At 68.7% G+C, this 21,563-nt stretch carries 22 protein-coding genes and 1 pseudogene; 15 read left to right on the forward strand and 8 right to left on the reverse strand.

What is annotated here, in order from left to right:
• Positions 1 to 75 precede the first annotated feature (75 nt).
• Positions 76 to 687 (forward strand): ester cyclase, encoded by a 612-nt coding sequence (locus tag AB0J95_RS21590; protein ID WP_364760341.1) that lies wholly within the window; start codon positions 76 to 78, stop codon positions 685 to 687.
• A 12-nt stretch (positions 688 to 699) separates the two neighbouring features.
• Here the strand turns inward: AB0J95_RS21590 and AB0J95_RS21595 are convergent, their stop codons facing one another.
• Both AB0J95_RS21595 and AB0J95_RS21600 read right to left on the reverse strand, forming a co-directional pair.
• A complete protein-coding gene (locus AB0J95_RS21595; RefSeq protein ID WP_364760344.1) occupies positions 700 to 1,695 on the reverse strand; it encodes a phosphotransferase in 996 nt (331 codons plus the stop codon).
• A 74-nt stretch (positions 1,696 to 1,769) separates the two neighbouring features.
• Positions 1,770 to 2,156 (reverse strand): hypothetical protein, encoded by a 387-nt coding sequence (locus tag AB0J95_RS21600; protein WP_364760347.1) that lies wholly within the window; start codon positions 2,154 to 2,156, stop codon positions 1,770 to 1,772.
• 207 nt (positions 2,157 to 2,363) lie between these two features.
• Between AB0J95_RS21600 and AB0J95_RS21605 the strand changes: the two genes are divergently transcribed.
• Both AB0J95_RS21605 and AB0J95_RS21610 read left to right on the forward strand, forming a co-directional pair.
• The gene (locus AB0J95_RS21605; protein WP_364760350.1) at positions 2,364 to 4,055 is read left to right on the forward strand and encodes a helix-turn-helix transcriptional regulator; all 1,692 of its coding nucleotides are present in this window, start codon (positions 2,364 to 2,366) and stop codon (positions 4,053 to 4,055) included.
• A 168-nt stretch (positions 4,056 to 4,223) separates the two neighbouring features.
• Entirely contained in the window at positions 4,224 to 4,643 is a 420-nt protein-coding gene (locus tag AB0J95_RS21610) for a hypothetical protein (protein ID WP_364760353.1), read from the forward strand.
• Between the two features lie 136 nt (positions 4,644 to 4,779).
• On the opposite strand, the gene AB0J95_RS21615 is transcribed toward AB0J95_RS21610, so the two are convergent.
• The gene (locus tag AB0J95_RS21615; RefSeq protein ID WP_364760356.1) at positions 4,780 to 5,529 is read right to left on the reverse strand and encodes a DUF899 family protein; all 750 of its coding nucleotides are present in this window, start codon (positions 5,527 to 5,529) and stop codon (positions 4,780 to 4,782) included.
• A gap of 68 nt (positions 5,530 to 5,597) precedes the next feature.
• On the reverse strand, positions 5,598 to 6,095 hold the full coding sequence (locus tag AB0J95_RS21620; RefSeq protein WP_364760359.1) for a GNAT family N-acetyltransferase: 498 nt from the start codon (positions 6,093 to 6,095) through the stop codon (positions 5,598 to 5,600).
• Positions 6,096 to 6,302: 207 nt separating this feature from the next.
• On the opposite strand from AB0J95_RS21620, the gene AB0J95_RS21625 reads away from it, so the two are divergent.
• The 3 genes from AB0J95_RS21625 to AB0J95_RS21635 are packed head-to-tail and all read left to right on the forward strand — an operon-like array spanning position 6,303 to position 10,045.
• On the forward strand, positions 6,303 to 8,351 hold the full coding sequence (locus AB0J95_RS21625) for a discoidin domain-containing protein (RefSeq protein ID WP_364761114.1): 2,049 nt from the start codon (positions 6,303 to 6,305) through the stop codon (positions 8,349 to 8,351).
• Between the two features lie 13 nt (positions 8,352 to 8,364).
• Positions 8,365 to 9,411 (forward strand): serine hydrolase domain-containing protein, encoded by a 1,047-nt coding sequence (locus AB0J95_RS21630; RefSeq protein ID WP_364760362.1) that lies wholly within the window; start codon positions 8,365 to 8,367, stop codon positions 9,409 to 9,411.
• 43 nt (positions 9,412 to 9,454) lie between these two features.
• A complete protein-coding gene (locus AB0J95_RS21635) occupies positions 9,455 to 10,045 on the forward strand; it encodes a DUF1963 domain-containing protein (protein WP_364760365.1) in 591 nt (196 codons plus the stop codon).
• 3 nt (positions 10,046 to 10,048) lie between these two features.
• Here AB0J95_RS21635 and AB0J95_RS21640 read toward each other — a convergent pair whose 3' ends face one another.
• Positions 10,049 to 11,221, reverse strand: a complete 1,173-nt coding sequence (locus AB0J95_RS21640) for a glycosyltransferase (RefSeq protein WP_364761117.1) — start codon at positions 11,219 to 11,221, stop codon at positions 10,049 to 10,051.
• A gap of 161 nt (positions 11,222 to 11,382) precedes the next feature.
• On the reverse strand, positions 11,383 to 12,636 hold the full coding sequence (locus tag AB0J95_RS21645; RefSeq protein ID WP_364760368.1) for a cytochrome P450: 1,254 nt from the start codon (positions 12,634 to 12,636) through the stop codon (positions 11,383 to 11,385).
• A 411-nt stretch (positions 12,637 to 13,047) separates the two neighbouring features.
• Between AB0J95_RS21645 and AB0J95_RS21650 the strand changes: the two genes are divergently transcribed.
• The 3 genes from AB0J95_RS21650 to AB0J95_RS21660 all read left to right on the forward strand — a co-directional run bounded on the left by AB0J95_RS21650 (position 13,048) and on the right by AB0J95_RS21660 (position 15,199).
• A complete protein-coding gene (locus AB0J95_RS21650) occupies positions 13,048 to 13,467 on the forward strand; it encodes a DoxX family protein (RefSeq protein WP_364760371.1) in 420 nt (139 codons plus the stop codon).
• A 121-nt stretch (positions 13,468 to 13,588) separates the two neighbouring features.
• On the forward strand, positions 13,589 to 14,590 hold the full coding sequence (locus AB0J95_RS21655) for an ABC transporter substrate-binding protein (RefSeq protein WP_364760374.1): 1,002 nt from the start codon (positions 13,589 to 13,591) through the stop codon (positions 14,588 to 14,590).
• A 204-nt stretch (positions 14,591 to 14,794) separates the two neighbouring features.
• Positions 14,795 to 15,199: a sensory rhodopsin transducer gene (locus tag AB0J95_RS21660; RefSeq protein WP_364760377.1), complete on the forward strand. Its 405-nt coding sequence runs from the start codon at positions 14,795 to 14,797 to the stop codon at positions 15,197 to 15,199.
• On the opposite strand, the gene AB0J95_RS21665 is transcribed toward AB0J95_RS21660, so the two are convergent.
• Complete coding sequence (locus AB0J95_RS21665; RefSeq protein WP_364760380.1) at positions 15,194 to 16,753, reverse strand: protein kinase; 1,560 nt, start codon at positions 16,751 to 16,753, stop codon at positions 15,194 to 15,196. The two genes, AB0J95_RS21660 and AB0J95_RS21665, sit on opposite strands and share 6 nt — an antisense overlap.
• Before the next feature lie 89 nt (positions 16,754 to 16,842).
• Between AB0J95_RS21665 and AB0J95_RS21670 the strand changes: the two are divergent.
• The 4 genes and pseudogenes from AB0J95_RS21670 to AB0J95_RS21685 form a co-directional block, all read left to right on the forward strand.
• Positions 16,843 to 17,422, forward strand: a pseudogene (locus tag AB0J95_RS21670) (ZIP family zinc transporter); the annotation flags it as partial.
• A gap of 36 nt (positions 17,423 to 17,458) precedes the next feature.
• Positions 17,459 to 18,007, forward strand: a complete 549-nt coding sequence (locus AB0J95_RS21675) for a Chromate resistance protein ChrB (RefSeq protein WP_364760383.1) — start codon at positions 17,459 to 17,461, stop codon at positions 18,005 to 18,007.
• Between the two features lie 11 nt (positions 18,008 to 18,018).
• Positions 18,019 to 18,663, forward strand: a complete 645-nt coding sequence (locus AB0J95_RS21680) for a DedA family protein (RefSeq protein ID WP_364760386.1) — start codon at positions 18,019 to 18,021, stop codon at positions 18,661 to 18,663.
• Positions 18,660 to 19,796, forward strand: coding sequence for an MFS transporter (locus AB0J95_RS21685; RefSeq protein WP_364760389.1), 1,137 nt, complete (start codon positions 18,660 to 18,662; stop codon positions 19,794 to 19,796). The genes AB0J95_RS21680 and AB0J95_RS21685 overlap by 4 nt, the downstream gene beginning before the upstream one ends.
• A gap of 18 nt (positions 19,797 to 19,814) precedes the next feature.
• Here the strand turns inward: AB0J95_RS21685 and AB0J95_RS21690 are convergent, their stop codons facing one another.
• Entirely contained in the window at positions 19,815 to 20,285 is a 471-nt protein-coding gene (locus AB0J95_RS21690) for a DUF4396 domain-containing protein (RefSeq protein WP_364760392.1), read from the reverse strand.
• Positions 20,286 to 20,413: 128 nt separating this feature from the next.
• Here AB0J95_RS21690 and AB0J95_RS21695 point away from each other — a divergent pair, with 128 nt between their 5' ends.
• A complete protein-coding gene (locus AB0J95_RS21695; RefSeq protein ID WP_364760395.1) occupies positions 20,414 to 20,794 on the forward strand; it encodes a hypothetical protein in 381 nt (126 codons plus the stop codon).
• A gap of 81 nt (positions 20,795 to 20,875) precedes the next feature.
• Positions 20,876 to 21,472, forward strand: a complete 597-nt coding sequence (locus AB0J95_RS21700) for a DUF305 domain-containing protein (protein ID WP_364760398.1) — start codon at positions 20,876 to 20,878, stop codon at positions 21,470 to 21,472.
• Positions 21,473 to 21,563 lie beyond the last annotated feature (91 nt).

Below are 21,563 nucleotides of genomic sequence, written 5' to 3' on the forward strand. Positions count from 1 at the left end.
TATCTGCATGCTTGCGCTTTCAAAAAGTTACTGCGATCCTCTGGGAACCGATCTCGCTCAGAGAGGATCTCCCCGATGGATCGTCGTTCGCTGCTGACCAACGGCGCCGCAGCCGCCTTCGGAGCACTCGCCTTGACCGCCGTGACCAGCGGAAACGCCGAGGCCGCCGCTGCGGACTGGTACGGCGGCCGTGGCCTGCACCCCGACCCCGCCAGCACGCCGGTGCCCAACCCGCCGTTCCCGCACGGCCTGAACCGGGCCGAACGCCATGAGCTGGAGACGTTGGACACGCTGGACTTCGATGTGTTCACCAACCAGAAGTGGAACCGCCTGAAGGAAAGCCACGCGCAGAACATCCGCGTGCACTGGCCCGACGGGCACTACACCGACGGCATCGACAAGCACATCGAGGACCTCAAGGGCCTGTTCGCCTGGGCCCCGGACACCCGCATCCACTCGCACTACCTGCGGCTGGCCACCGATGAGCTGAGCGCGGTGGCGGGCGTCATGCAGGGCACCTTCACCAGGCCGATGCCCGACGGCAACGGCGGGTTCATCCAGCCCACCGGCAAGAAGTACTCGATCAACATGGCCACCATCGGCATCTGGAACAAGCGCGGCACGATGGACGAGGAGTTCCTGTTCTGGGACAACAAGACCTTCTTCGGCCAGATCGGCCTCGGCTGAAACCCGTTGTGATCAGCGGGCTCCAGGCGGGACGCGCGCCGCGCCTGGAGCCCGGGCCGGCAGGCTCAGCGCCGACGGTCCCCAGCCGGCCGGGTCATCGCCCGGCGGCACGAACACCAAAGCCTGCCAGAGCAGGACGATCTCCCACCACGCCGACTCGACCGGGGTCAGCGGGTGTACGGACTGGTAGCCGGCCAGGAAGTCCGCGCGAACCTCGGCCGTTGTCGGTCCCCAGTCGCGGAAACGGGTTCCGAGCAGGACTGCCGCGCGGGCCAGTTCGATGATCCGGTGGTCGGCCCTGGCTTCCTCGAAGTCGATGACCGCGACGACCTCGCCGGCTGCGCACAGGATGTTGGCAGAGCGGAAGTCGTGGTGGCCCAGCTGAATCGGGAGCGGATCGGGTGGGGCGCCGGCGAGCAGCCCGCGCAGGGCGTCACGAGCCATCGCGGAGACGTGCTCCGCAGCGGAGTCGAGCCAGCCGGTGACCCGTGCCGTCAACGGGAGGGAAGGACCGGCGATCCGGTCAGCGTCCGGGTATGCCGCCAGCGCCTCCTGCAGCCGGGCCAGAACCGCCCCTGCCGCGCGCACCTGACCGGGCTCGGCGATGTCGAGCAACTCCCCCTTGATCTCCCGCTGCAGCCCCATCGACACACCGCCGGCCTCGACCTGCAGGCGTCCGTCCAGGGCGGGAACGGGCGCTGAGACCGGCAATCCCCGGCCGTCCAGCCAATCCGTGAGCCGGGCCATCTCCCCCAGCCGTGCGAACCGCTCCCCCGCGACCGACCACTTCGCGAGCAGCCGCCCGGACGAGGTGCCGACCCACGCCAGCGCGTTGCGGTCGCTGATCACGATCCGCTCGCACGAATCGACCCGGACGCCCCAATGGTCCGCCAGCATGGCGGCGACCCAGCGCGCGGCGGACCGTCCTTCGCTGAAGCCGAATCTCCGGTCGAGCGCGTGTCGGGGATCGTCCGCTTCCCACAACATCTCCAGCACCGGTCCGGCCATGCCCGTATCCCATCATGGGACCGGCGAACGCCCTGGACCGGTCCCCTGCGAAGATCGGTCCAGGGCCGCGGTCATCAGGCCACGAACAGGTACGCGCGGATCTCGCTGGTGTTCTCCACTCGCCAGCTGTAGTGGGTCACCGTGCCCTTGGGACACGCTTTGGCGAGCGGCACCCGGCTTTCACCGTTGCCCGCGAAGGCCTTGACGTAGGCGCATCTGCCGTCCGCCTCGGTGTCCTTCACCCAGCCGCCGATGGTGATCCCGCCGTTCGCGCAGACCAGGTTCCACGCCGCCTCGCCACCGTCGGTGGACGGGTTGAACGAGTCGTTGCAGGTGCCCTGGATGGTGACCCCGCCGTCCACTGTGGACGGGGATGCGCTGGCCGGGGCGACGAACCCCAGCAGCGCCAGCACTCCCGCGATCACCGTGGCGGCACACTTCACCATGGAATGGTTTCTCATCTGGATGTCCCCACTCTTCGGCAAGACCGCGTCAACCCGCGGTCACCTCCAGAAGGAAGCGGCGGCAGCGTGGCAGCCCCCGTCCGGCGCGGGCCACGGGTCCGGCGTCCCACGGGACGGTGGGCCACGGCACACGCTATGACCTGCTGGAACGGACGTCCCGGAAACGGCGTCCCGCAACGGCTTACGAATCCCGGCCGGATACCGATGGAGGGGGTGGGGGGCGGGCAGGCCAATTGGGGCGACAGGATCCGCTGTGATCCGGTTGTGGGGGCGTTTGTGACTGACAGTTCGTTGTATGTCCGGAATCTCGGAAGACTGCTGGCAGACTTGAAGATTCGCAGTGGCCGCAGCTATGAGAGCATTGGGCGCAGGATCCACGTGAGCAAGTCCACCGTGCACCGGTACTGTACGGGCGCGTCCGTTCCGCACGAGTTCGGCGTGCTCGAACGCATCGGCAAGGCGTGCGACGCCGCACCGGACGAAATGGTGCGCCTGCACCAGTTGTGGCTCGCCGCGACCGCCGAGGAGGAACCCGAGCGGCAGGAACCGGCCGTGCCCGCTGTACGCGTGGTGCACCGGCGCAGGTTCGTGAAGTCGTTGCTGGCGGCCGGTCTGGTCACCGCACTGGTCGCGGTCAGCACATCCAGCACGCCGACGCAGGAACTCGGCAGGCCCGCACCGGCGGTGGGCCAGTGGATCTCCGGCCCGGACTGGGAGCTACCGCCGACGCCGGTCGCCAGCACGCTGTTCGGTGTGACGATCAACAGCGGCACGGGTGCCATGCCGTCGTTCCGGGTCGGCGCGGTTCGGTTGTGGGACAGTGCGACCAGGTGGTCGGAGATCCAGCCGGCGCGGGGTGCGTCCGACTGGTCGGTGCTGGACCGGCAGCTGAGCGCAGCGGACAACGCCGGTCTGCCGGTGCTGTTCACGCTCGGTGCGACGCCGCGGTGGGCGAGCCCGCATGGGCCGATGGGCCCGTATCCGGACGGGTCGTCGCCCGCGCCGCCCGATGACCTCGCTGACTGGGACGCGTTCGTGCGTGGTCTGGTCCAGCGGTATCACGGCCGGATCGAGGCCTACGAGGTGTGGGTGCTGGCCAACGACCGGCGCTACTTCGCCGGCAGCGTCGGGACATTGGTCGAGATGACCCGCCGGGCCAGCGGCATCATCCGCGCGGCCGATCCCAGGGCCACCGTTGTGTGCCCGGGCATGGGTCAGCTGTGGACGGCCGCGGGAGTCGAGTTCCTCAAGCGGTTCGCCGAGTTGGGCGGCTACAACTACTGCGATGTGGCGGGAGTGAAGCTGTTCCAGAAAACCGCGGCCGATCCGCCGGAGACGATGCTCGACCTGGTGAGCACCATCGACCGCACCATGCACGAAGCCGGTATCCAGCCCAAGGTGTGGAGCACGGGCACGACGTATGACATCACGTTGCAGGGGTCGCTGGACGAGACGAAAGCCCGGGACTACGCGGTGCGTTTCTTTCTCGTCGGTCTGTATGCACGCAAAGCGAACCTGGAACGCATGTATTTCTACAACTGGGGCGGTACGCGAATACCCATTGTGCTGCAAGCGGTCGGTGGCGCCCCCACCCAGGCGGCATTGGCGGTCGAACAACTGGAGAGGTGGCTTGCCCATGCGCGGATCCGCTCGTGTGGTCATGGTGCCGAGATCGGTTTGCCCGGCAATGTCTGGGAATGTGACTTCACCGTTGTGGAGGCGACGCGCACCTACGACGCGCGGATTGAGTGGACCGACACCGGAACCGCGACGGTGAACGCGAACCCACGTGCGCAGGCACTGCATCGGTTGGACGGCAGTGCGACGATCATCGGATCAGGGGACACGGTCACGGTCACCGAGGAACCCGTCCTGGTCGAGTCGCGGTCGCGCTGAGGCGTCCCAAGCTCGAGGTGAAACCGCTGATCACACCGGGGGTTTCGTCCCACGGCGAAGATGGGACGCCGCGGCCATTGCCCCGGCCGGGCGCCCGGCCACATGCTTCCCGGCACATGGTCCGCCGCCGGGGAGCGGCCGGACCAGTTACAGGGGAGGAGTTCTCTTGTGAGGCGCATCATCACGGTCCTCGCGTCCGTCGCGGCCACGCTCTTGATGTCACTGGGGGTCGCCAACGCCTCATCCGGTTCCGGCGATCCGGATGGCGAGGTTGTCGTCATGGGAGGGTGCGTGGTCAAAATCTGCGGCTCGGTCATGAACGAGAGCAATGCCACGGTGTGGGCGATCCGGGATTTCGACGCCAACGGCCCGAAACCGGGAACCGAATGGCGTCCGCTGGCGCCGGGCGGGCAGACTCCGTCCAATGAGGACTGGGACGGTTTCTACGTCGCGTGCAACGCCTCCGGCCGGATCGCCACCTGGACGCCGCCGGGTGTGTGGATCTGGAAGGACTTCACGCTGCCCGCCGGGTGGTGGATGAAGATCCACACCGAGCAGGACGCGCACGTTCGCGGCCAGTCCTGCTGACCGGTCAACGAGAACGTGGTCGCCGCAGGGATGTGCTTTCCTGCGGCGACCGCGTCCTCATTCGCGGCCGGTCCTGCTGCCGGATGGACGAAAGAGCGGTCGCCGCGGGGTGCGTTCTCCGGCGGCGACCGCGGTGTCATTCGCGGCCGAGGGTCTGCTCGGGGGTCACGCCGGGCCGGGTCCATTGCGGCACGGGGCGGCTCGTCGGGCCCCAGCTGGGGTTCCCGTCGGGGTCCGAGCGCCACGTCCAGCACGCGTGCTGCCCTTCCGGCCAGCCCTCGGGGGTGTCCTCCCAGGTCTCGCCGCGGCCGTAGGGCGTCATGTCGAGCAGGGCGAAGTGCCCGCTGGCGACCTCGCCGCCGCGGCCGGTGGTCGAGTAGGTGAGGAACACGCGGTCACCTTCGCGCAGGAAACACATGATGTACCCCATCTCGCCACCGACCGGCTCGGCCACGTCGCGCACCGAGTACCAGGGCTGGGTGTAGCCCATGAACTCGGTGAACGCGGCCACCTCGTCCCAGCGGCCCGGGGTCAGGATGGCGAACGAGACACCGCGCGCGTTGAGGTACGCGGCGTCCTTCAGGGCCCACGCCGTGACGGTGCAGCCCTCGCACTGCCCCTGATGCGGAGCGCCGTCCCACCACATGTGCTTGTAGACCACGAGTTCGTCGCGGCCCTGGAACAGCTCGACGAACGGGACCGGGCCGGCGGGTCCGACCACCTCGACCTTCCCGTCGAACTCCACCATCGGCAGCCGCCGGCGGGCCGCGGCGATGGCGTCGCCCTCCCGGGTGTGCGCCTTTTCGCGGACCAGGAGCTCGTCGCGGGCGGCCTGCCAGGTGGCCATGTCGACGATCGGCGGGCGGCCGGGTTGCGTCGTGGTCATGGTGTGTCCTCCGTCGTGTCGCGTAGTGCTCACCAGAACAGACGGCCGCCGAGGTCCAAACTCATCGGTTACTCCGGTACCAGGTCGCGCTGGTACCAGGTGCCCGGCTTGCCGCCGAGGTGGGCCGGGTCGGCCGGGCCGACAGCGACGAACCCGGCGTTGGTCAGCACCTTCTGGGACGCGATGTTCGCCTCGGCCGTGGCCGCCCGCAGCGTGCGCAGCCCGTGCCGGTCCACCGCCACCCGGCACAGCTCCTGGACGGTCGCGGTCGCCACGCCGCGACCCGTGACATGCTGGGCCACCCGGTAGCCGAGCTCCGCGGTGTGGTCCTCGATGTCGATGAGGTTGAACCGGCCGAGCACCGAGCCGTCTTCGGCGAGGAGCACGTAGAAGGCGCAGATGCCGTCGTCCTGCTCGGCCAGCAGGGCGTTGAAGCGGTCGGTGAAATGCTCGAAGTACGCGTCGCCGCGGTCGGAGATCGAGGCGGCGAAGTAGGCGCGGTTGGCCAGCTCGAACGCCAGGACCGCGGCGGCATGAGCGGCATCCAGCCGCTTCAGCTCAGGCATTTGCCCGACCCTACTCAGATGATCGGCGGAGGCGATCTGGTTTTCGCCGGGACGGGTGGTGGTTGACAAGGGCGGTGGTGGTGGCGAACTATCGGATCATTGGAGAGCGCTCTCCGAACCCTGCACACCACTGCCGCTGGAGTCAACGTGGACCGGCCGTCGACTGTGGGCGCGCGCTCGCGCTCGGTTTTCCCTGTCCTAGCACTGTTGTTGTCCCTGCTCATCGTGCCCGCGCCGGGTGTCGCCGCAGCTGCGACGGCGACCGCGTCCAGCGTCGAGAACGCCGGTACCCCGGCGGCCGCGGCGGTGGACGGCGACCCGAACACCCGGTGGTCGAGTCAGTTCAGCGATCCGCAGTGGCTGCAGGTCGATCTCGGCGTGCGCACCACTGTCACCCAGGTCGTGCTGGACTGGGAGACCGCCTACGCGACGGCGTATGACATCGAGATATCAGATGACGCCAGCAGTTGGCGTCAGATCTACAGCACGACAACGAGTACTGGCGGACATCAGACGTTGTCTGTCAGCGGGATGGGCCGTTTTGTCCGCATGCTCGGCAAGCGGCGGGCGACCGGGTATGGGTATTCGCTGTGGGAGTTCCAGGTCAACGGCGCCGCGAACGGGCCGGGTGGCGTGCATGTCACCGGCACCCAGGGCAACTGGCAGCTGACAGTTGACGGCCAGCCATACCTGGTGAAGGGCCTGACGTGGGGACCGCCGCCGCAGGATGCCGCGATCCGGCTGCCGGAGCTGCGCTCGATCGGTGTGAACACCGTGCGCACCTGGGGCACCGACGGCACCACACTCCCCCTGCTCGACGCGGCCGCGAACAACGGCATCAAGGTGATCAACGGGTTCTGGCTGCAGCCCGGCGGTGGCCCGGGCAGTGGCGGCTGTGTCGACTACACAACGGACGAGAACTACAAGTCGACCATGCTCGGCGAGATCCGCCGCTGGGTGACCGAGTACCGCAACCACCCGGGTGTGCTGATGTGGAACGTCGGCAACGAGTCGATCCTGGGCATGCAGAACTGCTACGCCGAACCCGCTCTTGAGCAGCAGCGGATCGCCTACACGAGGTTCGTCGACCAGGCGGCGCAGGCGATCCACGCCATCGACACCAACCACCCGGTCACCTCGACCGACGCGTGGACCGGCGCCTGGCCGTACTACAAGGCCTACGCGCCGAACCTGGACCTGATGTCGGTCAACTCCTATGCCCAGGTGTGCAAGGTGAAGCAGGACTGGATCGCGGGCGGCTACACCAAGCCCTACATCGTCACCGAGACCGGGCCGGCCGGCGAGTGGGAGACCCCGCTGGACGTCAACAAGGTCCCGACCGACCCGACGGACATCGAGAAGCGCGACGGCTACATCAACGCCTGGAACTGCATCCTGGCGCATCCGGGAGTGGCGCTGGGAGCGACGTTGTTCCACTACGGCACCGAGGGCGACTTCGGCGGGATCTGGTTCAACATCTTCACCGGTGGCGAGAAACGCCTGTCGTACTACGCGGTGCGCAAAATCTATAGTGGACTGACAGATGGCAATACTCCACCGGTGATCAGGAACATGTCGTTGAGCCGGGTCACGGATGTGCCCGCCGGCGGGACGTTCACGCTACGGGCGGACGTGTCCGATCCGGACGGTGACCCGATCACCTACACGATGGGGTACAACAGCAAGTACATCAACAACGCCAGCGGCCTGGTCCCGGCGTCGTTCACCGGCTCGGGCACGTTCACGGTCACCGCGCCGCAGGGCCTGGGCGTGTGGAAGATCTACCTGTACGCCCGGGACGGTCACGGGAACGTTGGTATCGAGGGGAAGTCGTTGCGGGTGGTCGCTCCCCCGGTCTCCGGGACGAACATCGCGAAAGGCGCGGCGACGACCGCGTCGTCGTTCCAGGCGGTCGGGCCGGGTGCGCCCTATCCCCCGCAGGCCGCGACCGACGGTGACACGACCACCCGCTGGGCCAGTGACTGGAGCGATCCGCAGTGGATCCGGGTGGACCTGGGCCGGGTGACGAGCTTCAACCACATTCAGCTGGTGTGGGAGGCGGCGTTCGGCAAGGCTTACACGATCGAGGCCAGCGATGACGGGTCGAACTGGCGTCAGGTGTACGCGACCGGCGCCAGTGACGGCGACGTCGACGACCTGGCGGTCACCGGCAGCGGCCGGTACGTGCGCCTGACCGGGACGCAGCGCGGCACCGGGTATGGGTACTCCCTGTACGAGTTCGGGATCTACCAATAGGCATAGTAGTGGGGTGCGAACCGATGAGCTGACCGCGTTCCTCGAGGCCGAGATCGGTGCCGGCCGGGTGCCCGGAGCGGTGCTGGGGATCGCGCACCGCGGCGACGTCCACCTGGAGGCCGTCGGGTTCCTGGACCAGCCGCGGGCCATCCCGATGCCGCAGGACGCGTTGTTCTGGATCGCCTCGATGACCAAGCCGGTCACCGCTACGGCCGCGATGCTGCTGGTGGAGCGGGGCAGGCTGGTGCTGGACGCGCCGATCAGCACCTACCTGCCCGGGTTCGCCCGCGAGGTCGAGCCGACGGTGCTGGACCTGTTGCGGCACACCGCGGGCATCCCGGAAGGCCTGCTCGGCGACACCGACGTGCACAAGCTGTACGCCGAGGCCGTGGGCAACGGCATGACCTCCTACACCGGCGAGGAGTTCGTGGACCGCCTGTCCGGTCTGCCGTTTCTGCACGCGCCGGGCGAGATGTGGCACTACGGGTGGGGCCTGGACCTCGTCGGGCTGATCATCGAGCGGATCACCGGCGTGTCGCTCGGGGAGTTCCTGCGGGACAACGTGTTCGAGCCGCTGGGGATGACCAGTACGACGTTCGGGGTCTCGGCGCCCGCGCGGTTCGCCCGGCCGCTGCCGGGTCATGAGCTGCCGGACCTGTCGGTGGCGCGGTTCCAGTCCGGCGGCGCGGGGCTGGTGAGCACCGCGAGCGACTACCTGAAGTTCGTGCAGATGTTGCTGCGCAAGGGCGATCCGGTGCTGGGGCGCAAGACCACCGAGTACATGCTGGCCGACCAGCTGCCGCCCGGGACCGACATCACCCGGCTGACCAGGCCGGGCTGGAATCCCGGGCACCGGTTCGGCATCGCGATGGCGGTGCGCACGAGCGTCGGCGGGTTCCCGGCGCCCGGGTCGGCCGGTGAGGTGACCTGGCCGGGTGCGGGCGGCACGACCTGGTGGGCCGACCCGGCCGAGGACCTCGGGGTGGTGGTGATGACCCACACCAGGGCGGCGATCGAGCCCCAGATCAGGGCGATTGTCGCGGCGGCGCTGGATCGGTGAGGCTCGTTGTGCGGGCTCGCGCCGTGGTCTCTAGGCTCGGGCCGTGACGACGCTGATGCTCTACGCGGGCTCGGCCGCCGAGGACGCGCCCGGGACGCGGACCGGCGGCGTGCCGCTGGTGCCGGCCGGGTTCGAGTGGCCGACGTGCAAGACGTGCGGCGGGCCGATGCAGTTCCTGGCCCAGCTCCAGCTGCCGGACGCGTATCTGGCGATCTTCATGTGCGCCAACGACTCCGGCATGTGCGAGGAGTGGGATCCGTTCGCGGGCGGCAACAAGGCGCTGCTGTTCGGCACGGACGGGCTGACCGCGGCGACACCGCCGGACACCGGGGTGACCAAGCTGCCGGAGGTGTCGGCGGTCAAGCTCGAGGACCATCCGGACGAGGACTACGACACCGCTCGCCGGTCGTTCGGGGAACGGACGCGGGACGTGCTCGGGCAGCTCGGCGGTGAACCCTCCTGGATCCAGGGCGACGAGACGCCCACCTGCCCGGTGTGCGGCAAGCCGATGCGGTTCGTGGCGCAGCTGGAGGAGGGGCACCAGTACGAGACCGCCGCCAACTTCGGCGGCGGTTCCGGGTACGCGTTCGCCTGCATGTCCGACAAGCAGGCTGTTTTCCTGTGGCAGCAGTGAAACCTAGCTGATGCCGGTCCAGTAGCCGCGGTCGAACCCGTCGGGTCCGGTGGCGCGGCCGAACACGAGCTGGCGGTCGGCGATGGCCTTGACGGTGTCGCTGGCCTGCCGGTCGAGCAGGGCGTCGATCTCCGCGCCGGACAGGCCGTCGATCTCGTCCCAGAAGCTGAGCACCCGGTTGACGTACAGGGCGATCAGGTGGTCGCGGGCGGGCTGGAACCGGCCGAGCGACAGGGCTTCGAACGCGTCGGCGAGCAGGTGCGGCCAGTCCTGGGTCAGGATCCGCAGGCCCCACCGGGTCTCGCGCAGGTTCGCCGAGGCCGGGAACATGGCCCGGACCTCGGTGCCGTGCTGGGCGAAGTAACCGGCCACTGTGGTGGTGACGTGCTCGATCAGGGCGGGGTCCTGGCGCAGGGCGGCGGTGTCCACTGCGGACCGGCGGGACACCCGCTGGTCCATCGCGGCCGGCCGGGGCCCGTCCAGCCGCAGGGTGACGTGGAACAGCGCGTCGAGCACCTGCAGCGGCAGGTGCAGGATCTTCGGGAACGGTGAGTTGTGCAGTTTGGTGCCCAGCGGCACCTCTTCGACGTGGTGGCCTTCCCGCAGGGTGTTCGCGGTCAGCCAGATGTCGATGCCGTAGAGCTCGGCGCTGGCCGGGACCGGCCAGTTCACCGCGCGCCGCAGCAGGGCCTGGTTGAGCGCGAACTCGCCGCCGATCGGCTGCTGCAGCGGGGTTCCGAACAGGGCCGCGACCAACGGGCTGGCCAGGTGGTTGGTCGTGTTGGCCTCGTACCGGTTGCGCCGGTAGGTGGGCACGGCCAGCACCGGAGCCGGGGAGTCGACCGCGGCGGCCAGCCGCCGGATCCACTCCGGTTCGCCGGAGCGGACGTCGGCGTCGAGCAGGATGAGCCGTTCGGCGCCGTGCTCGACCGCCATTCGCATCAGGGCAAGGAGGTTCGTCCCCTTCCCGGTGCCTGCTCCCGGCGAGGAGACCACCAGCCGGCGCGTCCGCGTCTCGGCGGCCAGAAACCGCGCCGGCGTCCCATCGGTACTGCCGTTGTCGGCGAGCACGATGAGATTGTCATTACCCGGACAGGCAGCACGCAGTCCGGCGTCCGCGACCGTCGCGACATTCGCGATCGTGGCGGCTTCGTTGCGGGCGGGAATCCCCACCATCGTCGTCACAAGCGGCAGGGTGAACGTCCATTGTTTCCAGCATGTTTCGCGGACGGGCCGTTCACACGCCGGACACGGAAACTATGCGCGTTCGTCACGCTCGGCGGCCGTTTTCCTTGCCATGCCTACGTAATCTCTTCACCGCGGGAAGGTCTGGACCGTCACCTGGCGACCTGCTGTCCACTTTGCAGCGTGTAGCTGATCGGGAGGGTCTTCAGGCCGCCGGCGAGGGTGGTGGCGGCCGGCTTCGGGGTGCCGGCCAGGTCGATGGATCGCAGGCGGGGCAACAGCTCGGCGTAGAACGCGCGGATCTCCATCTTGGCCAGGGCGGCGCCGAGGCAGTAGTGCACGCCGAAGCCGAACGCGAGGTGTTTGTTGGGGGTGCGGCCGACGTCGAACCGGAACGGGTCGTCGAAGACCTCCTCGTCGCGGTTGGCCGACACGTACGACAGGAAGACCGCGTCGCCGGCCTTGATGGTCACACCACGCAGGTCGTAGTCCTCGACGGCGTTGCGCATGAACCCTTTGGCGGGTGAGGTCCACCGGATCATCTCGTCGGCCGCGGTCGGCAACAGGCCCGGATCGGCTTGGAGGCGGCGCAGCTCGCCCGGGTGCTCGATGAGCGCGTGCAGCCCACCGGCGAGCGACGCTGTGGTGGTCTCGTGCCCGGCCGTGGCGATGATCGTGTAGTAGGAGATGGTGTCCAGTTCGGACAGGAGCTCGCCGTCGACGCGGGCGTTGGCGATCACCGAGGCGAGGTCGTCGGTCGGGGTGGCCCGGCGGCGGGCGGTGAGGTCGCCGAAGTAGCTGAAGAAGTCCCGCTGGACCTCGGTGAACTTGGCCGGGTCGGTGTCCCGGGCGAGTTCCTCGTCGCTGTTGCCGAACATCTCCCGGGTCAGGTGCAGCACCCGCGGGAAGTCCTCCTCGGGCAGGCCCAGCAGCGACAGGATCGCGTACAGCGGGAAGTGCGCGGCGACATCCGTCACGAAGTCGCACCGCCCACCGAGTTCGGCCATCCGGTCCACATACCGCTTGGCCAGTTCCTGGATGCGGGTCTCCATCCGGCGCATGGCCCGCGGGGTGAACCAATCCGCGCCGATCGCGCGCATCACCTTGTGCTGCCGGCCGTCCATCTGGACCAGCGTGCGGAAGCCTGACCGCTGCTTCGTGACCTGCTCCTCCACCCTCGTGGGAACCAGGATCGGGCGTGGCGCGTTGCGGAACAGCTCGGGCTGACGCTCGATCGTCATCACATCCGCATGCCTGGTGATCCCCCAGAACGGCCGGTAGTTCGGCGACTCCACCCAGTGCACGGGCGATTCCCGCCGCAGCACCGCCAACGAACTGTCCAGCTTGTTCACATCCGTGTACGCCCCGGGATCGGCGAGCACATCCCCCGCTTCCAACGCCGTCATCACCACTGCGAAACCCCCACTGCGGAACGATTTCCCCGGATCCTACCGATCATGGTCGGCCGAACTGCCGACATGTCAAAGCTTCGGCCAGGGGAATCCTGACCTTGCCAAGCCGATCAGGCCGCTGTCGACGCCCACCGGAACCAGCCACGGCAACGGCGCGCCGACCTGTCTGACCACATTGGACACTGGGCTCGTAGGGGCCGGCCGCGCCAGACACGGCCAATCCCACAGCGCCCCCATCGTCCGCTCACCGGACGGGTGGCACGACCAGGACCACGTAGCCGCCTGGTCGTACCAGTTCACTCCAGGCCCCCGCAAAAATCTTGGCGCGATGTTGTCGATCCGCGCGGGGCCGCTTCGACGCCTCTGTGTCAGAGCGACAGAGCGAAGTCCCGGAAGGACCCCGAAATGACCACCTCGACCCTGCCCACCACCACCAAGACCGCCGTCTCCGGCGCCACCGTCTCGGCTTTCCGGGTCGTGGTGTCGTTCCTGTTCGTCTGCCACGGCCTGCAGGGGTTCGGCCTGTTCGGTGGCGTCGACGGCGCTGGCACCGCCGTCCCCTTCGGTGTGTGGCCCTTCTGGTACGCCGGTGTGATCGAGCTCGTTGCCGGAGCGTTTGTGCTGCTTGGGATCTACACTCGCCCGGCCGCCGTGCTGTGCTCCGGCATCATGGCCTTCGCGTACTTCACGGTGCACCAGCAGCTGGGCCTGTTGCCGTTGCAGAACATGGGTGAGCCCGCCGCGCTGTACAGCTGGATCTTCCTGCTCATCGCCGTGCTGGGCCCGGGTTCGCACACTGTGGCTTCCATCCTGCGCCGCCGCTGAGGAGGTCTCGCCACATCCATCCTCGGCAAGCCGCGGTTGTGAACCAATCCGCATGCACCAGACGTATTGGGGGTGCCGGTGCGCAGGCAGCAGATTTCCCTTCTCGCCGAAGAGGTTGCCGATGGATGCGCACATACGAAGACGTTCCGCTCCCCTGCTCGCCGTCTGGGTCATCGCGCTTGTCGCCGTCGTCGCAGGCTGCGGCCTGTTCGGCGGGTCGAGCCCCGGCGCGGCGGGCACCACGGGGCCGGAACGGCCGAAGATCAAGGTCGGGGCGATGACGATCATCGATGCCGCGCCGGTGTGGATCGCCCAGCAGAAGGGCTACTTCGCCCAGGAAGGGCTGGACGTCCAGCTGGAGACCGTCGCCGGCGCCGCGGTGGCCGTGCCCAAGATCGTCAGCGGCGACCTGCAGTTCACCTATGGCGCGTACGTGCCGTACTTCCAGGCCCAGGCCAAGGGCGCCGCCGACCTGAAGATCGTCGCGGACAGCTACCAGACCGCCGCGAACATCTTCATGATCATGGTGCGCCGCGACTCGCCGATCAAGAGCCCGAAGGACCTGGCGGGCAAGCGGATCGCCACCAACACCAAGAACAGCATCACCGACCTGCTGGCCAAGTCCGCGCTGGACACCAACGGCGTCGACTACTCGAGCGTGACCTGGGTCGAGTTCCCGTTCCCGGACATGCAGGCGCGACTGGCCGACGGCAGTGTGGACGCCGCCGTCATGCTCGAGCCGTACGTCACCCAGGCCGAGCGGTCCATCGGCGCCACCCCGGTGCTGGACACCTCCAGCGGCCCGACCGCCAACTTCCCGATCTCCGGGTACGCCGGGTCGGCGAAGTTCGTCAACGACAACCCCCGCACCACCGAGGCGTTCCGCCGAGCCCTCACCCGCGCCTCGACCGACGCACAGCAACGTCCGGTCGTCGAGGCCGCCGTCGAGCAGTACGCCAAGATCGACAAGTCGGTCGCGTCCCTCGTCGGCATCGGCACGTTCCCGACCAGCATCGACCGCACCCGCCTGCAGCGCACCCTCGACCTGATGAAGCGCTACCAAATGCTCACAGGCGACGTTGACATCAACACGATGCTGCTGGACACCCCCGCCGCCAAGTAGTCCCGCGTGCCTCCGCCGCTGAGCGCACACCAGCGCTCAGCGGCGCATAGGGATGCCAGCCTTCAGGTCGCCGAGGTTTGAGGGCGTCGACATCTCCGTGGTCGATGGCCAGCCGGTAGAAGTGTGCCGCCTCTTCACCGCGATGTTTGCTGTATGCAAATGTTGGGGCGGCGTGTGGGCCGTTGGATGGGGTACCCGGGCGGTATGACGACTCTTGGACACAAGATTTGGGCCATTCCGGAGGGATACCTGCCTCCGGAGGAACAGAGTGAGCACGGTACGGGGGCGTTGGTCAGTCATGAGGCTGCGTGTGTGCTCAATGCCGGGGACGCGGATGCGCACCTCGAGATCACGCTGTACTTCGCCGACCGGGAGCCAGTGGGTCCTTATGGTGTGGTCGTCCCGGCGCGGCGCACGCGGCATGTGCGGTTCAACGACTTCACCGACCCGGAGCCGGTCCCGCGCGCGACGGACTATGCGAGTGTGATCGTCAGCGATGTCCCGGTCGTGGTGCAGCACACCCGGCTCGACTCTCGCGATCCGTCGGTCGCGTTGCTGTCGACCATCGCTTTCCCGGGCTCCACCAGCTATCTGGACCGCGGGCTATAGCGTCCGGCTGCTGAGGACGGTGGACTCGTCGATCTTCCACCGGTTGTCCTGCCGGACGAGGGTGTACCGGTGCCGCTCGAGTACTGTCCTGCCGTCCTTGAAGCGGTACTCGATCGTCGCTTCGACGACGTTGTCCGCGACGGGTGTCACCGTGGTGGCGCGGACGCTGCTGATCTGCCCCCAGAACCGTTGGTACCCGCTCCACCCGCCTGCGGGGTGCTGCCGGAACTTGGCTGTCAGCCTGGTCCAGGCGTCGGTCAGGTTGCCGGGCATCAAGGTGTAGTACTCGGCGACGGTCGCCTGGGCGTCAGGTGCGGCCGGGCTGGCGACGGTGGTGGTGACCGGTGGCTGGCTGCTGGGCGGAGGCGGCGGTGTGGTGGTGGTGGTGCTCGTCGGTGCCGACACCGTGGAGGTTGTCGACGAGGGAGGTGCTGGTGCCGACGAGGTGGCGGGGGCGGCGGTGTTGTCCGGGGAGTTAGGCCGGTCTCCCGCGGTGATCGCGATGATTCCGGCGGCAAGCAGCGCGGCAGCGGTTACCAGCACTGCGCCGCGGCGCCGTCGGCGAACCGAAGCGCGGTTCGGGACCAGTACGGCCGTCGGCGGATCCGGATCCACGACCGGCTCGGCAACCGCAGGCGCATCGGTGACCACGGGCTGCTCGGCAACCACGGACGCGCCGGGCTGGGCAGGAGCCACAGCCTGCGCGGGAACCACACCGGGAACCCCGGGCTGAGCGGGAACGGCGAGCTGGGCAGCCAGCGTGGCCATGACTTCGGGCATTGGTGGGCGCCGGGCCGGGTCGGGCTGCAGCATCCGCGCGAGGATGTCCGTCAGGGGGCCCGCGTGGGTGGGCGGTGTGATCTCGCCCGATGCGGCCCGGTAGAGCAAGGCCATCGCGTTGTCGCTGTAACCGATCGGGGATGTTCCCTCGATCGCGGTACTCAGGGTGGCGCCGAGCGAGTACACGTCCGAGGCGAACGTTGGGCGTTCGCCCTTGGCCACCTCGGGCGACATGTACGCGGGTGTCCCCACGACCAGCTCGCTCGCGGTCGTGCCCGCGTCGCCGACGGCGCGGGCGATGCCGAAGTCGGTGATCTTCACCGTGTCGTTCGCGCCGAGCAGGATGTTGCCGGGTTTGACGTCGCGGTGCACCACGCCCGCCTGGTGTGCGGCGTGCAGCCCGTCGGCGATCTCCAGACCGATCCGGGCCACCTCGGCCAACGGCAGTGTGCCGCGGTCGGTGAGCACCTGCGCGAGGGTCCGGGACGGCAGGTACTCCATGATCAGGTACACGGTGCCGTGCTCGTCGAGGACGTCGAAGACGGCGATGACGTTCTTGTGCTGCAGCCGCGCGGCGATCCGCGCCTCACGTACGGCCCGCCGTCTGGCCTCCGCGGCCTGCCCGTCGTCCAGTTCCGCAGGGGTCAGCAGCTGCTTCACCGCGACCTTGCGGTGCAGCCGCTCGTCATAGGCCTGCCACACCTGGCCCATCCCGCCGCGGCCCAACACTCTGATCAGCAGGTACCGGTCGGCGATACGCACGTCGTCAGCCATCGGGGCGCCTTGTCGTTCCCGCGTTCATTTCTCCCGCCTCGTGGTACGCCATACCCACAACCGGGTGATCTCATGCGGCTGAGGAACAGGTGTCGTTCGAGCTCATCGCCGAGGCGCACGAGCGCGGCGGTCTGGGGCGGGGCGGCGATCTACACGGTGGCCAACGTCATCCTGGCCCGTCACGGAGCGCGCCACCGCAAGCGGTCGGGCAACCAGCAGCCGTCCGAGTCCGAGCAGGCCGGTTCCGGTACCGCCATCGCGCTCGGGGCGCTGCTGGACGGCATCCCGGAGTCGATTGTCATCGGGACCAGCCTGCTCAGCGGCGGTGCGGTCAGCGTGGTCACGGTGGTCGCGGTGTTCATCAGCAACGTCCCGGAGGGCCTGTCCAGCGCCTCGGGGATGCGTAACGCGGGCCGCAGCCGCCGGTACGTGTTCGGGTTGTGGGCGACCATCACGATCGTCAGCGGCCTGGCCGCGATGCTCGGCTACGGCGTGCTGGGCGGTGCTTCCGGCGTCGTTCTGGCGGCGATCACCGCGCTGGCGGGCGGCGCGATTCCCGCCATGATCGCCGACACGATGATCCCGGAGGCGTTCGAGAACGCCCACCTGTGGATCGGCATCATCACCGTCGTCGGGTTCCTCGCAGCGTTCGCGTTGTCCAGGCAGTAGACATCGCCAGATGTAACACGTGCTACATTCGCCGTTGTGACGGATGTGCGGGCGGGTCGGTGGCTGGTGCTGGTGGTGCGGGTACCAGCGGAGCCCTCGCGGCATCGGGTGGCGGTGTGGCGGGAGCTGCGGCGCGCCGGCGCGTTGTCGCTGGGACAGGGCACGTGGGCGGTGCCGGACGTGCCGGGGTTCGCCGACGGGGTGACGCGCGCGATCGAGCTGGCACAGCGCGGTCAAGGCGAGGTGATCGTGCTGAACGCGACCGGCCGCGCCGAACAGGACGGCGCCCGGCTGGAGGACATGTTCACCGCCGAACGCCAGGAGGAGTGGACGGAGTTCCTGGCCGACTGCGGGAAGTTCGACGCCGAGATCGACAAGGAGATCCGGAACGGCAAGTTCACCATGGCCGAGCTGGAGGAAGAGGAGCAGAGCCTGGAACGGCTGCGCCGCTGGCACCGTGCCCTCAAGGCCCGCGACGTGTTCGGCGCCCCGTCGGCCGCCCAGGCCGAGCTGCGGCTCAAGCACTGCGCCGACCGGCTGGCCGACTACACCGAACGCGTTTTCCAAGCGTTGCACCAGATGTGACCGGAGCTGACATGACCGGAGACGCACCTCAACTACCCGGGATCCTCGGCAGCCTGGCCCCGCTGCTGGACCACTACGGCTACCTGGGCATCGGCGGGCTGATCCTGGTGGAGGACTTCGGCATCCCGGCGCCGGGTGAGACGGTGCTGATCGCGGGCGCGGTCTATGCCGGCGCCGGGCATCTCAACATCGTGCTCGTGGTCCTGGTCGCGATCGTCGCGGCGGTGCTGGGCGACAACATCGGGTACGCGATCGGGCATTTCGGCGGGCGGCGGCTGGTGCTGCGGTTCGGGCGGTATGTGTTCCTGACCGAGGAACGGCTCGACACGGCGGAACGGTTCTTCGCGCGTCACGGCGGGAAGGTCGTCACGATCGCCCGGTTCGTCGAGGGACTGCGGCAGGCCAACGGGATCATCGCCGGGATCACCGGCATGCCGTGGCTCCGGTTCCTGGCGTTCAACGCGCTGGGCGCGGCGTTGTGGGTGGGTCTGTGGGCGGGAGTGGGTGATCTCGCCGGGACGCACATCACGGCGATCTACGAACAGGTCCACCGCTATCAGCTCTACCTGTTGATCGCGCTGGGGCTCGTGGTGGTGGCGCTGGTCGTCCGGCATGTGGTGCGGCGACGGCGGAAGAAACGCGAAGCGGCCGGGTGAGCGCCCAGTTGCGGCCGTTGTACGCGGCCGGGTTCGTCACCGCGTTCGGCGCGCACAGCATCGCCGCCAACCTCGGCTCGTACACCACCGGTGGGCTGCTGACCTTGGGTCTGCTGCTGGCGGTCTACGACGGGGCCGAGGTGGTGCTCAAGCCGGTGTTCGGGTCGCTGGCCGACCGGGTCGGCCCGCGGCCGGTGCTGCTGGGCGGGCTGGTGGCCTTCGCGGTCGCGTCGGCCGCGTTCGTCATCGCCGGGAACCCCGCCGCGGTCGGGGTGGCGCGGTTCGGACAGGGCGCCGCGGCCGCCGCCTTCTCCCCCGCCGCCAGTGCGCTGGTCGCGCGGTTGTCCCCGGCGAAGCGGCACGGCCGGGCGTTCGGTGGCTATGGGGCGTGGAAGAGCGTCGGCTACACGGTCGGTCCGCTGCTGGGCGGTGTGCTGATCGCCGTCGGCGGGTTTTCGTTGCTGTTCGGCGTGCTGGCCGGGCTGGCGCTCGTCGTGACTGTGTGGGCGTTGCTGGTCGTGCCCGCCGCGCCGCCCTTGCCGCGGACTCGTCAGACCGTGCTCGACCTCGTCCGCCGCTTGACGCACCGCAACTTCCTGCGTCCCACGGCCGCTCTTGCCGCGACCACGGCGGCGCTGGCGGTCGGTGTCGGCTTCCTGCCCGTCGTCGGCGCTTCGGCCGGACTGTCCACAGTGGTCACTGGTGCCGCGGTGTCGTTGCTGGCGCTGTGTTCCGCGTTGGTGCAGCCGTGGGCGGGTCGTGCGCATGATGCCGGGCGTCTTGGTGACCGCGCCGGTTTGGCTGGCGGGCTTGGGCTGGCGGCTGCCGGGATGGTGCTGGCGGCGTGGATCCCTGGTGTCGCAGGGGTTCTGGTGGCGGCGGTGGCCGTCGGCGCCGGAGTGGGCCTGGCCACGCCGGTCGGGTTCGCCCACCTCGCGGCGGCCACTCCGCCGGAGCGGCTAGGCCAGACGATGGGCGCCGCGGAGGTCGGGCGTGAACTGGGCGATGCGGGCGGTCCGCTGTTGGTCGGCGCGATCGCCACGGCGGCGACGCTCGGCGCCGGATTCCTTGGCCTCGCGGCACTTCTGGCCGTGCTGGCGGTCAGTTTACTGGTCGCGGCCCGGCGGGAGTGACCGCGACCAGCCGGTCTGTCAGTGGTGGTAGGCGTGCACGACGGCATGCCCGCGGCCGCGGCCGATCATCCACTTGTTCACCGGGACCGTCAGGACGAACGCGACCACCAGGGACACCGCGAGGGAGCCCCAGAACAGGACATCACCGAGTCCCGCGTCCATCGCGCCCGGGACGGCGACGACGACGGCGTTGTCGACGATCTCCATCACCACGATGGAGACGGTGTCCGCGGCGAGCGCGACCTTGAAGGCCCGCTTGAGGTCCAGCCCCGCCTTGAGCACGCCGCGCATGGTCAGCGCGTAGCCGAACACGAAGGCCAGCGCGATGGCGAGCACGATCGTGCCGAAGTTGTTCAGTCCCAGCCAGGTGCCGATGATCATGCCGAGCACCTCGCCGATGGCACAGCCGGTCAGGCAGTGCAGCGTGGCGGCCGCGGCCATGGCCCAGCTGGCACCGCCGTGCTGGTGGTGTTCGTGCGTCTCGGACATCATCACCCTCCTCCGCTCGCTACCCCCAGGGGGTACCCGATGCACCGAGGTATATACCCAGAGGGGGTATAAATGCAAGGCGGGTGAACCGGACGCGCGGCGGTCACGTGACTACTAAGGTGATCGGCATGAGGCGGAGCGGGTACGAGCGGGGAGCACGCTGGCTCCTGCTCTGCCTGCTGTTGCTGGGCGTGGTGAGCATGCACCACTTCATGCCACCGGCGTGTCCCGACCAGCCTGCGGCGATGGCGGGCGTGGCCGTCGCGTCCGTCCAGGAGGATCACCCGGCCCAGCCGCACTGCCCGGCCTCTGAACACGAGCTGGCGCATCTGTGTCTCGCCGTGCTGACCGCCGTCGCGAGCCTGCTGCTGATCGTGTTCCTGCTCCTGATGTCCCTGCCTGTGCGGATACTCACACTTCGGCGTCCACCGCTGATCCGGCGGGCCGATCGGCCGCCCGATCCGTCGGGGCGTGATCTGCTCAGTTCCGTGTGCGTGTTGCGGCTGTGAGAGGCCCAACGGCGGCTTCGGCTCGATGCCGCCGTGTTTGGCGACAACTCTCATAGTCACGACACAAAGGACATCAACACCATGAGGAAGTTCCTCGTTGGTGCGAGCGCGGCTGCCGCGCTCGCCCTCATCGCCGGCTGCGGTTCATCGAACGCCACGGACTCCAGCGGCGGAAGCACGGGCGCCACCTCGTCCGCGGCCCAGGCGGGTCACAACGCCGACGACATCACCTTCGCCCAGGGCATGATCCCGCACCACGCCCAGGCGGTGGAGATGGCGAAACTGGTGCCGTCGCGCAGCACCGACAAGAAGGTGCTCGATCTGGCGTCGCGCATCCAGCAGGCCCAGGACCCGGAGATCAAGCAGCTCACCGACATGCTCACCACGTGGGGTTCGGCACCGTCGAGCATGCCGGGAATGGACCATTCCATGCCCGGTATGGACATGGGCGGCGTCGGCATGATGACCGCCGACGAGATGCGGCAGCTGACCCAGGCCAAGGGCGCCGAGTTCGATCGCATGTGGACCCAGATGATGATCAAGCACCACGAGGGTGCGATCGACATGGCCAAGACCGAGCTTGCCAAGGGGTCCAGCGCCGAGGCCAAGGCCTTGGCGCAGAAGATCGTCGACGCCCAGCAGGCCGAGATCACCGAGATGCGGGGCGTGGTGAAGTGACCTGACCGCGTTGCGCGGAGCGCGACCGCCCGGTCGCGCTCCCCACACCTCGCCCGCCGCGACCTGGTGTCCCGATCTGGGACATTTCGGT

The organism is Actinocrispum sp. NPDC049592 (assembly GCF_040675465.1).
Classification (GTDB): domain Bacteria; phylum Actinomycetota; class Actinomycetes; order Mycobacteriales; family Pseudonocardiaceae; genus Kibdelosporangium.